The organism is Streptomyces sp. AHA2, from assembly GCF_036857595.1.
In the GTDB taxonomy this organism is placed as follows: domain Bacteria; phylum Actinomycetota; class Actinomycetes; order Streptomycetales; family Streptomycetaceae; genus Streptomyces.
In genome coordinates, this window is record NZ_JAUQWJ010000035.1 from 1 (window position 1) to 12,903 (window position 12,903).

Genomic DNA, 12,903 nt, shown 5'->3' on the forward strand with positions numbered 1-12,903 from the left:
GGACCGCTACGGAGGCCCGGGGCCCTCCGGGGGCCGGTGCGCTTGGGCGGCCCGCTGCCCTTCGAAGGCCCGCCGCCGCCCTTCGGGGACCCGAACCGCTGTGAATGCCCGCTGCCCTTCGGGCCCGGTTCGCCTCGGGGCCCGGTTCGCCTCGGGGCCCGGTTCGCCTCGGGGTCCGGTTCGCCTCGGGGTCCGGTTCGCCTCGGGGTCCGGTTCGCCTCGGGGTCCGGTCCGCTTCGGGGCCCGGTCAGCCCGGGGTCCGGTCAGCCCGGGGACCGCACCGCTGCGGAGCCCGGCTCTCACCGCAGCACCCGGTAGAGCACCTGCCCCTCCGGTCCCCGGGTCACCTCCTCGAGTCCGGGGTGCCGTGCGCCCGGCCCCGCCACGACCCACCGCACGCCGTACGTCCGAAGGATCTCCGTGCGCTCCTGTTCCGGCGTCCCCGGGGCGAACCAGCGCCGTACGGCCCGCTCCCGCGCCGCCTCGTCGGGCAGGAAGAAGTCGGGGTAGCCGGGGGCGACCGTGTACGCCCCGTACGCCGGGATCTGCCGGGCCGGGCGTCCGGGGCGGGCCATCACCACGTCCCCGTACCGCACCCACGGCGTCAGCCAGTGGTAGCCCGGCCAGGGCCGCCGGTGCTTGTCGGCGACGGCCGCCGGCAGGCCGTGCCGATCGACGACGTAGCCGAGCGTCCCGGCCTGCGTCCACGCGCCGAGCGCCAGCGCCGCTCCCAGCACGCAGGCCCACCCGGCCCGCACCGCGCGCCGCCCGGCCTCCACCGTCTCCAGGGCGGCGGCGAGCTGGGCCGGGATCAGCGCCGCCGGCAGCGCTCGCCCCCAGGAGTAGTGCCCGCTCAGCCCGCCCGCCGTCACGACGGCCACCCCCAGGGCGAAGAACAGCACGAGCGGGTCCCGGCGGTCCCGCCGCCACCGCGCCCCGAGCGCCGCCACCCCGAGCAGCACCAGGCAGTACCGCCCCGGCAGGTCCTCGTACAGCGGCCGGTGCACCGCCTCCAGCCCGTCGTCCACCCCGAGCAGCGCGAAGAAGTCGTAGTACGGCCACAGCAGCAGCGCCGCGAGCCCGGCCGCGGCTCCCGCACCGAGCCGCAGCCACACGAGGCGCCCGGGCCGGGCGGCGACCACCGTCGCCACCGCCCCCAGCGACGCCACCACGCCCATGAACTGGTGGCACAGCAGGATCACCCCCCACAGCACCCCGAGCCCGAGCCACACGCCGGGTCCCGCGTCACCGCGCGCCGCCCGCCCCAGCCACGCCCACAGGTGGAAGGCGAGCCCCAGGGTGAAGGCGCTCGGGTACGACAGCGTCAGCGCGAGCGAGTGGAGCCCGTGGAAGCCGCTCCAGTCGAACACGGCCGTGCCCCACAGGAGCAGCAGGCACAGCAGGGCCAGGGCGGGTGCGGCGCGATGGCCGCTGAGTGTGCGCACGTACCGCCACACCCCGGTCAGCAGCAGCCCGAGCGCGGCGAACGCGCCGAGCCGCAGCACCACGAAGACCGACAGGTCGCTCACCCGGGCCACGCAGCCCAGGACGAGCGTCCACGGCGAGTAGTACGGGCTCGGGACGTCCGCGTCGACCAGCGGATCGCCCGGGGCGACCAGGCTGTGCCGCAGGCGCTGGACGGTCGCCGCGTGCATCCCGAGGTCGCCCGCCCAGGGCAGCCGCAGAACCACCAGGGCCAGCAGCAGGACCACGAGCGCGGCGGCGGCCCGGGCGGCGAGCACGGGCGGTCTAGGCGGGGCGCGCATGGGGCGCGGCTGCGGGAGACGGGGCCCGCCGCGGGTACGCGTTGACGGTCACGCCCCCAGCCTCGGCCGGATCCGGCGGGTCCTCCACTCGACCCGCCCGGAGGGCGGAAAGCGGAGCGCCCCGGGCCGGTCGCGGCCCGGGGCGCTCGGTGCGCCGTGCGCTAGGAGTGCGTGCGCAGCAGCGTCCTCATGGTGCGCATCGCCACCGACAGGTTGGCGAGGTCGAACGCGTCGGAGCTCTGGATCTCCTCCAGCGTGCTGCGGGCACGGCCGAGGATCGCCGCGTTCTTCTGCTCCCACGCCTTGTAGCGCTGCTCCGGCGTCGAGCCGCCGTCACCGACCGCCAGGACGTCGGCGGTCAGTGCGGCGTGCGCCGCGTACAGGTCCTCGCGGATCGCCGCGCGGGCCATGGACTGCCAGCGGTCGGCGCGGGGCAGCTCGATGATGCGGTCCATGAGCTGGGTGATGCGCAGCCGGTCGGCGAGGTCGTAGTAGACCTCGGCGACGTCCATCGGCTCCCGGCCCATGCGGTCCGCGACCGAGACGATGTCCAGGGTCGGGAAAGCGGAGGAGAAGCCCGCCACGCGCGTGGCCAGCTCCTCCGGCACGCCTGCGCCGGTCAGCTCGTCGTGGATCTTCTGGTACCACTCCAGGTCGGCGCCGCGCAGCAGCTTCGGCAGCTGCCCCCAGACCTGCTCGACGCGCTCGGCGAAGAAGTCGACCGTGTCGGCGAGCTGGAGCGGCTGCGGGCGGTTGTTGAGCAGCCAGCGCGTGCCGCGCTCCACCAGGCGCCGCGAGTGGAGGCGGATGCGGGTCTGGACCTCGGCCTCGACCTTGTTGTCGAGGGACTCGACCGCGTCCCACACCGGGTACTGGCGGAAGATCGCCCGGGCCGCGGTCTGCGCCCGCACGATCTCCTCCAGCGAGGCGCCGGTCTCCTCGCGCAGCCGGTGCAGGTAGGTCGTGCCGCCGGTGTTGACCGTGTCGTTCACCAGGACCGTCGTGGTGATCTCACGGCGCAGCGGGTGGCTGACCAGGTGCTCGGGGAACTGCTCGCGCAGCTTGGTCGGGAAGTAGGCGTGCAGCAGCGTGCTGAGGTACGGGTCGTCCGGCAGCGAGGTGTGCAGCAGCTCATCGGCGACCGTGATCTTCGTGTACGCCATCAGCACGGCCGTCTCCGGCCCCGTCAGACCCTGGCCCTGGGCGAGCCTCTCGCGGATCTGCCGGTCGCTGGGCAGGAACTCCAGCGCCCGGTCGAGGTGCCCCTCGCGGACCAGGTGCTTCATGAAGCGCTGCTGGGCGTGGAGCATGGCGCCGGACTGGGCGAGGGCGTTGGCGATGGCGGTGTTCTGCGCGTAGTTGTTGCGCAGCACCAGCCGGCCGACCTCGTCGGTCATGTCGGCGAGCAGCTTGTTGCGCTGCTTGACGGTCATGTCCCCCTCGGCGACCAGGCCGTTGAGCAGGATCTTGATGTTCACCTCGTGGTCGGAGGTGTCCACGCCCGCGCTGTTGTCGATGGCGTCGGTGTTGATCCGGCCGCCGTGCAGCGCGAACTCGATCCGGCCGAGCTGGGTCAGACCCAGGTTGCCGCCCTCGCCGACGACCTTGACGCGCAGGTCCTGGCCGTCGACGCGGATGGCGTCGTTGGCCTTGTCCCCGACGTCCGCGTTGGACTCGGCCGAGGACTTGACGTACGTGCCGATGCCGCCGTTCCACAGCAGGTCCACCGGGGCCTGCAGGATCGCCTTCATCAGGTCGGCCGGGGTCAGCTTGGTGACCTTGGCCTCGATGCCGAGGGCCTCGCGGATCTGCGCGTTGACCGGGATCGCCTTGGCCGTGCGCGGGAAGACGCCGCCGCCGGGCGACAGCAGCTCGGTGTTGTAGTCCTCCCAGCTGGAGCGGGGCAGCTCGAACAGGCGGCGGCGCTCGGCGTAGGAGGTCGCGGCGTCCGGGTTCGGGTCGATGAAGATGTGCCGGTGGTCGAAGGCGGCGACCAGGCGGATGTGCTCGGAGAGCAGCATGCCGTTGCCGAACACGTCACCGGACATGTCGCCGATGCCGACGACCGTGAAGTCCTCGGTCTGCGTGTCCACGCCCATGTCGCGGAAGTGCCGCTTGACGGACTCCCAGGCGCCGCGGGCGGTGATGCCCATGCCCTTGTGGTCGTAGCCGGCGGAGCCGCCGGAGGCGAAGGCGTCGCCGAGCCAGAAGTTGTACTTCCCGGCGACCTCGTTGGCGATGTCCGAGAAGGTCGCGGTGCCCTTGTCGGCGGCGACGACGAGGTAGGTGTCGTCCTCGTCGTGCCGGACGACGTCGGCGGGCGGGACGACCTCGCCGGCCACCATGTTGTCGGTGATGTCGAGCAGGGCCGAGATGAACGTCTTGTAGCTGGCGATGCCCTCGGCCATCCACGCGTCGCGGTCCACGCTCGGGTCGGGCAGCTGCTTGGCGACGAAGCCGCCCTTGGCGCCGACCGGCACGATGACGGTGTTCTTGACCATCTGCGCCTTGACCAGGCCGAGGATCTCGGTGCGGAAGTCCTCACGCCGGTCGGACCAGCGCAGACCACCGCGGGCGACCTTGCCGAAGCGCAGGTGGACGCCCTCGACGCGCGGCGAGTACACCCAGATCTCGAACGCGGGGCGCGGCGCCGGCAGGTCGGGGATGGCCTGCGGGTCGAACTTCATGGAGACGTAGTCGTGCGGCTTGCCGCCTTCGGCCTCCTGGAAGAAGTTGGTCCGCAGGGTCGCCTTGATGACCGTGAGGAAGGACCTGAGGATCCGGTCCTCGTCGAGGCTGGCGACCTGGTCGAGGGCGGCGTCGACCTCCTCCAGCAGCGCGTCCACGATCTCGTGGCCCGCCCGCTGCCGGTCCGGCGACATCCGCGCCTCGAACAGGGAGACGAGCAGCCGGGTGGTGTGGACGTTGTTGCGGAGGGTGTCCTCCATGTAGTCCTGGCTGAACGTCGACGCGGCCTGGCGCAGGTACTTGGCGTAGGCGCGCAGCACCACGGCCTGGCGCCAGGTGAGCCCGGCGCTCAGTACGAGCGCGTTGAAGCCGTCGTTCTCGGCCTTGCCGGTCCAGGTGGCGGCGAAGGCGTCCTGGAACCGCTCGCGGGCGTCGTCGCCGAGGTAGTCCCCGCCGCCGTTCTGCGCGCGGGGCATGCGCAGGCCGAAGTCGTAGATCCAGGCGACACTGCGGTCCGAGCAGCGCAGCTCGTAGGGCCGCTCGTCGACCACCTCGACGCCGAGCCGGTTGAGGACCGGGAGCACGGCCGACAGGGAGATCGCGTCACCCGTGCGGTAGATCTTGAAGCGCCGCTCCTCGGGGGCGGCGCCCACCGGCTCGTACAGGCTGAGCGCGAAGTCCTCGCCCGCCTCGGTGTTCAGCTGCTCCAGGTGGACCACGTCGGCGACCGCGGCGCGCGGGTTGTGGTCGGCCTTGTAGCCCTCGGGGAAGGCGTGCGCGTAGCGGCGCATGGCCTCGGCCGCGTGCTCCTCGCCCAGCTCGGCGTTGAGCGCCTCGGCGAAGGCGTCCTCCCAGGAGCGGGCGGCCTCCACCAGCCGGGCCTCGATGCGCTCCTTGTCGGAGTCGGACAGCTGCTGCAGCTCGGTGCCCTGCGGGACCCGCACCACGAAGTGCAGCCGGGACAGGATCGACTCGGTGTTCCACGCCGTGAAGTCGACGCTGATGCCGCCGAGCTCCTCCTTGAGGATCTCGATGATCCGCAGGCGCACGGCCGTGGTGTAGCGGTCGCGCGGGAGGTAGACGAGGGCGGAGTAGTAGCGCCCGTACTCGTCCTGGCGCAGGTAGAGCCGCAGTCGGCGGCGCTCCTGGAGGTACAGCACGGAGGTGACGATGGCGCGCAGCTCGTCGACCGGGGTCTGGAACAGCTCGTCGCGCGGGTAGGTCTCCAGGATCTGCAGCAGGTCGCGCCCGTCGTGGCTGTTGGGCGAGAACCCGGCCTGCTCGAGGACCTCCTCGACCTTGCGCCGGATGACCGGCACCCGGCGCACGGACTCGGTGTAGGCCGCGGAGGAGAACAGTCCGAGGAACCGGCGCTCGCCGATGACGTTGCCCTCGGCGTCGAACCTCTTGACGCCGATGTAGTCAAGGTACGACGGCCGGTGCACGGTCGATCGGCTGTTCGCCTTGGTCAGCACGAGCAGCTTGTGCTCGCGCGCCTTGGCCCGGGCGTCTGCGGGCAGCCGCTCGAACGACGGGCTGACGGGGTGGCTCTCCTCGGCGGCGTGCTGGGGGTCCGCGCGCAGTATGCCGAGCCCGGTGCCGGGGACGGCGGCCAGGGAGTCGTCGTCGCGCAGCTGGTACTCGCGGTAGCCGAGGAACGTGAAGTGGTCGTCGGCCAGCCAGCGCAGCAGCTCGCGGGCCTCCTCGACCTGCGGGCCGGGCAGGTCGCCGGGGATGGGCTCGTCCGGCAGCCCCTCCGCCAGCCGGATCGCCGCGTCCCGCATCTTGCCCCAGTCCTCGACGGCCTCACGGGCGTCGGACAGCACGCGCAGCAGGTCGGCGGTGATCTGCTTGAGGTCGGCGCGGTCGGTCTCGCGGTCGATCTCGACGTGGATCCAGGACTCGACGTGCGCGTCGTGCGGGAGGTCGACGGCGCCGGTCGCGGGCGTGGGCAGGACCTCGATCAGCTTGCCGGTGACATCGCGCCGCACCACGAACTGGGGGTGGATGACGACGTGGATCCCGCGTCCCTGCCGCGTCAGCTCGTTGGTGACGGAGTCGACGAGGAAGGGCATGTCGTCGGTGACGACCTCCACGACCGAGTGGCTGCAGGTCCACCCGTTCTCCTCGACGGTGGGCGTGTGCACCCGCACGTTGGCCGTGCCCTGGGGGCGGTTCTCCGCCAGCCGGTAGTGCGACACGGCCGCGCCGAAGACGTCGACCGGGTCGCGGTCGCTCAGGTCCTCCGGGGCCGTGTGGAGGTAGTAGCGCTGGAGGAACGTGAGCAGCGACTCGCGGTCCGGAGCTTGCGGGGCGTCCGGGGTCTCCTCGCCCGTCGACCCGGTCGGTAGGTGCCCCCCGACCGGGCTGTTCTCAGCTACCCGGGCGGCCCTCTCGAGCAACTCGGCCTTGGCTTCGTCCAGCTTGGTCTGCATTGTCCTCTGGCTCCTGTCGCGCGCCGTTGCGTGACGTAGAAGGAAGTACGGCCTCTGCGCTTACGACCTCACGTCGTGACACGGGGTATCCGGTCTTGTCCGACGGTATGCCGCAAGGTGAGATGAGCGGGGGTGTCTGAGCCATTCTTGAGCTGATCCACCGGTGTGACGCTGCTGCGTGCGACGCCCGGACCCGGGTGGTGCTCGGCGTCCCGGGCGTCCTCGACGCCCCGTCCCGCCCGCGAAGACCAGCGACCGCCGCCCGGACACGGATGTCGTCCGTGCTCTCCGGGCGCAGGGCAGGGACGACGATGTCCCCGCGAACTATCGCGCTGATCACGCCACCAAGGCTATCGCTCCTTACAGGGCCCCCGTCATGAGCCGTATGTGTACAAAAGCAGGCCCTGAAGTTTGACGTTCTGCACAGTCGCGGCGCTTTCCCGCAGGCCCGCGGCCCGGACCCGGCTCCCCGCTAGGCCGCCAGCCGCGCCGCCTCCGCGACGGCCTCCTCCAGGCTGTCCACCACAGGCACCCCTACGGACTCCAGGCTCGCCCGGCTGTGCGAACCCCCGGTGTACAGCACCGCCCTGGCCCCCACGTGCAGCGCGGCCACCGCGTCGTCCGCCGCGTCCCCGATGACCACCGTGCGCTCCGGGTCCACGTCGCCGAGCGAGCCCAGATGGCGCACCATGTGCTCGGCCTTGCTGCCCCCGGACGGCCCGGTCCGCCCGTCCACCCGTATGAAGTGCGGTTCGATGCCGAACCCGCGCACCAGCGGCACGAGCTCCTCGTGCACGTACATGCTCAGGATCGACTGGCTGCGCCCCGCCGATCGCCAGCCGGCCAGCAGCTCCGCCGCGCCCACGGTCAGCCCGCACGCCACCCGGTGCTCCGCGTAGTACCGGTGGAAGATGTCGTCCATGACCAGCCACTCGGCCTCGGTCGGCAGCCGCCCCATCAGCCGCTCGTAGAACTTCGGCACCGGTACGCAGTACAGCTCCCGGTACTTCTCCAGCGTCAGCGGCTCCAGCCCCAGCTCGGCGAAGGCCGCGTTCGTCGCCCCGATGATCGCGTCGATGTCGTGGAACAGCGTGCCGTTCCAGTCCCAGACAATGTGCGCGTCCGTCTTCGTCCCCATGCCCCAGAACGTACCCGCCCCCACTGACAATCAAGAGGACGGGACGCGAAGCGCCCCCGGCGGACGGGAGCCCGGCCGGTTCAGTCCCCGCGCCCCACCAGGTTCGGGATCTCCTGCGTGGCGAACCACAGCAGCTCGTGGTCCTCCGCACCGTCCACGACGAACCGGGCGTCGTCGTCCCCGCCGTCCGCCGCCGGCAGCGCATCGGCGGCCGCGCTCACGTCCGCCTCGGCGTCCGCCGCGTCGACGTGCACCGACGCCGCCTTGGCGAGCCGCACGGCTCCCGCGACCCGCACCTCGCCGAGGGCCGCGGGGTCGAGGCCGCGGTCGGGGTCGGTGCCGATCGCCCGGTCGGCCACGTCCACGGCCACCACGACCCGGCGCCGCGGCGCCCGCGGGTCCGCGGCCAGCAGGCGCAGCGAGGCCAGGGCGGCCCGGTTCAGCGCGGCGTACTCCAGCTCCTCGATGTCGTCGGAGAGGTACCACTCGCGCAGCGCGGGCGTCACGGCGTACGCCACGAACGGCCCGCCTCCCAGCTCGCCCGTCGTGTACGCCTCGGCGAGAGCGGGGAGGGTCAGGGGCACGTAGACACGCATGGCTGGCCGCTTTCGTGGTGGGGGTCGGAGGTCGGGGACGGGCTTCGGGTCGGTCCTGGGCGGGCCGCGCCGGCCGGGCCGCGTGGTCGGCCGTGCAGGTGGCGCCCGGGGGCTCGGACGGCCATCAGGATACGTCCGCGGTGTCCCCTTTCGAGTTCCGCCCCGTGACGCCGCACGCGTCCACCCCGCTCCCGTGATTCACCCTCCGTCGCCCGGCACGGGCGGGTTCCCCGGCCCGCACATCACCCGGATAAGTGAACCCGTCGCGGCCTTCGACACGGATGTCCCGTGCCTTGCTGCCGCCTCGGCGGAGCCCGTACAAGATCACCGACCACGAAGTTACTCCCCGGTATCCACCGGGCCCGCGAAACGGGGACCCCCATGTACAAGGTCATGACCAGGACCGGCCGCCCACCTGTCACGCCCCCCACCGCCGAACTGGGCCCGTCCCTTCCGGGCGACCAGGAACCCGGCACCCCACCCCGTGCCTCCGTGGCTGCCGCCCCGCCCCGCGGTCCCGGTGGCGGCACCGCCCGGGTGACCGCTGCCGGTGACCGTCCCCCGGCCTCCGCGCGCGGCAAGCGGCCGCACACCCGCCCCGGTGACACCCGCCCGCCGACCCCGTCCGGCCTCCGCCGCACGCCCCTGCGCGGCGTCGACAGGGCGCAGCGCAGCATCCCGCCGGCTCCAGCGCGCACGACCCCGGCCTCCACGGAGGCAGCCGCAGGGGCAGCCGTGCGGACCCCCGCCCCGGTCTCCCTCCACGCGACCCCCCGCGTGCCGCCCCGGACTCCCCGCAGGCCCGTCCCCCGGCCGCTCCCCACCGACCGCTTCGCCGACCTGCTCCTCGCCGTGCTGAGCGGCCACCGTCCCGTGCACTCGATGCTCCGCCACACCCGGGGCCGCGCCTACGACGAACTGGCCTGGCTGGCCGAGCGCGGCCCGCTGCGCACCCGCGGCGTCCGGCCGGTCGTGCGGGACATCGGCTACTGCGAGCCCCGCCCGGGAGCCATCGAGGCCTTCGCCCGCATCGGCGCCGGTGACCAGCTCCGCGCGATGGCCTTCCGGCTGGAACTGGGCCAGGACCTGCGCTGGCGGTGCACGGCGGTCGAACTCGGAGGACCCCGCCCGCCCCGCGCCGGCCTCGACTGACCGCCCCCGGGGGCCCGCTCCGGCCGCCTCCACCGCGACACGACGAAGGGCCGGACACCGCAGGGGTGTCCGGCCCTTCACACGTCACGGCGCTGCCGCGTCCGTCACTTCTTGCGGCGGCCCCGGCTCTTCGCCTGCTTGCGCCGCTCCGCACGGGTGAGGCCGTCGGCCTCGGAGCGCACCGGCTCGCCGTCCTCGGTGAAGTCGCCCTCGATCGTGCCGCCCTCGCCGTCGACCGTCGGCGCGGAGAAGTGGAGGTTGCGCCGCTGCGGGACGTCGAGCCCCTTGGCGCGGATCTCCGGCCGCGAACCGGCCTGCGCCGGCACCGCGTCGCGCTTCTCCAGGTCGGCCACCGGCTTGGCGTCCTCGACCGGGACCTCCTCGACCTGCTGCTCCACCTGGACCTCCAGGTTGAACAGGTAGCCGACGGACTCCTCCTTGATGCCCTCCATCATCGCGGTGAACATGTCGAAGCCCTCGCGCTGGTACTCGACCAGCGGGTCCTTCTGCGCCATCGCGCGCAGGCCGATGCCCTCCTGGAGGTAGTCCATCTCGTAGAGGTGCTCGCGCCACTTGCGGTCGAGGACCGACAGCACGACCCGCCGCTCCAGCTCGCGCATGATCTCGGAGCCGAGCTGCGCCTCACGCGCCTGGTACTGCTCGTGGATGTCGTCCTTGATGGAGTCGCCGATGAACTCGGCGGTCAGACCGGCACGGTCACCGGCCGCCTCCTCCAGCTCCTCGACCGTGACGCTGCACGGGTAGAGCTGCTTGAACGCGCCCCACAGCCGGTCGAGGTCCCAGTCCTCCGGGAAGCCCTCGGCGGTCTCGGCCTGGACGTAGGCGTCGATGGTGTCGTCCATGAAGTGCTGGATCTGCTCGTGCAGGTCCTCGCCCTCCAGGACGCGGCGCCGCTCGCCGTAGATGACCTCGCGCTGGCGGTTGAGGACCTCGTCGTACTTCAGGACGTTCTTGCGGGTCTCGAAGTTCTGCTGCTCGACCTGCGACTGGGCGGAGGCGATCGCGCGGGTGACCATCTTGTTCTCGATCGGCACGTCGTCCGGGACGTTCGCCATCGACATCACGCGCTCGACCATCTGCGCCTTGAACAGCCGCATCAGGTCGTCCCCGAGGGAGAGGTAGAAGCGGGACTCGCCCGGGTCGCCCTGACGGCCGGAACGGCCGCGCAGCTGGTTGTCGATGCGCCGCGACTCGTGCCGCTCGGTGCCGAGCACGTAGAGGCCGCCGAGCTTCTCGACCTCTTCCTTCTCCGCCTTGACGGCCTTCTCGGCCCGCTCGAGCGCCTCGGGCAGGGCGTGCGCCCACTCCTCGATGTGCTCCTCGGGGTCCAGGCCGCGCTGGCGCAGCTCGGCCTCGGCGAGGTCCTCGGGGTTGCCGCCGAGCTTGATGTCCGTACCACGGCCGGCCATGTTCGTGGCCACCGTGACCGCGCCCTTGCGGCCGGCCTGGGCGACGATCGTCGCCTCCCGGTCGTGCTGCTTGGCGTTGAGCACCTCGTGCTGGATGCCGCGCTTGCTGAGCTGCTGCGAGAGGTACTCGGACTTCTCGACGGAGGTGGTGCCGACGAGGATCGGCTGGCCCTTGCGGTGCTTCTCCTCGATGTCGTCGACGACCGCCTCGAACTTGGCGACCTCGGTCCGGTAGATCAGGTCCGACTGGTCCTTGCGCACCATCGGCCGGTTGGTCGGGATCGGCACCACGCCGAGCTTGTAGATCTGGTGGAACTCGGCGGCCTCGGTCATGGCCGTACCGGTCATGCCGCACAGGCCCGGCTGTTCCTTGCCGCTGTGGTCGTGGCGCTTGTAGAGGCGGAAGAAGTTCTGCAGGGTGATCGTGGCGAGCGTCTGGTTCTCGTCCTTGATCGGCACCCCCTCCTTCGCCTCGATCGCCTGGTGCATGCCCTCGTTGTAGCGGCGGCCGGCGAGGATACGTCCGGTGTGCTCGTCGACGATCATGACCTCGTCGTCGATGATGACGTAGTCCTTGTCCTTCTTGAACAGTTCCTTCGCCTTGATGGCGTTGTTCAGGTAGCCCACCAGCGGGGTGTTCACCGACTCGTAGAGGTTGTCGATGCCCAGCCAGTCCTCGACCTTGGCGACGCCGGACTCGTGGATGGCGACCGTGCGCTTCTTCTCGTCGACGTCGTAGTCGCCGGTCTCCTCGATGCCCTTGAGCGGCTGACCGGCCTCGCCGCGCTTGAGGCGCTTGACCAGCTTGGCGAAGTCGCCGTACCACTTGGTCGCCTGGTCGGCCGGACCGGAGATGATCAGCGGCGTACGGGCCTCGTCGATGAGGATGGAGTCGACCTCGTCGACGATGGCGAAGTTGTGGCCGCGCTGGACCAGCTCCTCCTTGGACCACGCCATGTTGTCGCGCAGGTAGTCGAAGCCGAACTCGTTGTTCGTGCCGTAGGTGATGTCGCAGGCGTACTGCTCGCGGCGCTGCGCCGGCGTCATGTTGGCGAGGATGCAGCCGACGCTCAGGCCCAGGAAGCGGTGGACGCGGCCCATCATCTCGGAGTCGCGCTCGGCCAGGTAGTCGTTGACCGTGATGATGTGGACGCCCTCGCCGGACAGCGCGTTCAGGTACGCCGGCAGCGTGCCGACGAGGGTCTTGCCCTCACCGGTCTTCATCTCGGCCACGTAACCCATGTGCAGGGCGGCGCCGCCCATCATCTGCACGTCGTAGTGACGCTGGCCGAGGACGCGCTTGGCGGCCTCGCGGACGGTGGCGAAGGCCTCGGGCAGCAGGTCGTCCAGGCTCTCACCGTCGGCGTACCGCTGCTTGTACTCATCGGTGAGGGCCCTCAGCTCGGCGTCGGAGAGGTCGACGAAGTCCTCTTCGATGGAGTTGACCTGGTCCGCGATGCGGTGCAGCTTGCGCAGGATCTTGCCTTCGCCTGCACGCATGATCTTCGAGAGGACGGACACGGGGGTTGGTCTCCTTGCCGGTCGGGCCTGGGACGGTCGGTTACCACTTGACTTACTGAGCAACGGCCATCGTATGCGAGGACCCCACCGCGCCGGGAGGGCCTGCCGTGACGGCTACCGTCCGCTGCTTCCAATCTGATTCACGTGTGTTCCATGAAGGACAACGCCCGGGCCCCT

General features: G+C 71.6%; 6 protein-coding genes. 1 reads left to right on the forward strand and 5 read right to left on the reverse strand.

Annotated features, from left to right (window positions below):
- Window positions 1-299: 299 nt before the first annotated feature.
- The 4 genes from Q5694_RS33885 to Q5694_RS33900 all read right to left on the reverse strand — a co-directional run bounded on the left by Q5694_RS33885 (window position 300) and on the right by Q5694_RS33900 (window position 8,623).
- Complete coding sequence (locus Q5694_RS33885; RefSeq protein WP_333937363.1) at window positions 300-1,766, reverse strand: hypothetical protein; 1,467 nt, start codon at window positions 1,764-1,766, stop codon at window positions 300-302.
- Between the two features lie 161 nt (window positions 1,767-1,927).
- Complete coding sequence (locus Q5694_RS33890; protein ID WP_333937364.1) at window positions 1,928-6,889, reverse strand: NAD-glutamate dehydrogenase; 4,962 nt, start codon at window positions 6,887-6,889, stop codon at window positions 1,928-1,930.
- Between the two features lie 472 nt (window positions 6,890-7,361).
- On the reverse strand, window positions 7,362-8,027 hold the full coding sequence (locus Q5694_RS33895) for an HAD family hydrolase (RefSeq protein ID WP_333937365.1): 666 nt from the start codon (window positions 8,025-8,027) through the stop codon (window positions 7,362-7,364).
- Between the two features lie 80 nt (window positions 8,028-8,107).
- Window positions 8,108-8,623, reverse strand: a complete 516-nt coding sequence (locus Q5694_RS33900) for a DUF6912 family protein (protein ID WP_333937366.1) — start codon at window positions 8,621-8,623, stop codon at window positions 8,108-8,110.
- A 381-nt stretch (window positions 8,624-9,004) separates the two neighbouring features.
- On the opposite strand from Q5694_RS33900, the gene Q5694_RS33905 reads away from it, so the two are divergent.
- Window positions 9,005-9,775 (forward strand): Rv3235 family protein, encoded by a 771-nt coding sequence (locus tag Q5694_RS33905; protein WP_333937367.1) that lies wholly within the window; start codon window positions 9,005-9,007, stop codon window positions 9,773-9,775.
- Window positions 9,776-9,879: 104 nt separating this feature from the next.
- On the opposite strand, the gene secA is transcribed toward Q5694_RS33905, so the two are convergent.
- Window positions 9,880-12,726 (reverse strand): preprotein translocase subunit SecA, encoded by a 2,847-nt coding sequence (gene secA, locus Q5694_RS33910; protein ID WP_333937368.1) that lies wholly within the window; start codon window positions 12,724-12,726, stop codon window positions 9,880-9,882.
- Window positions 12,727-12,903: the final 177 nt, after the last annotated feature.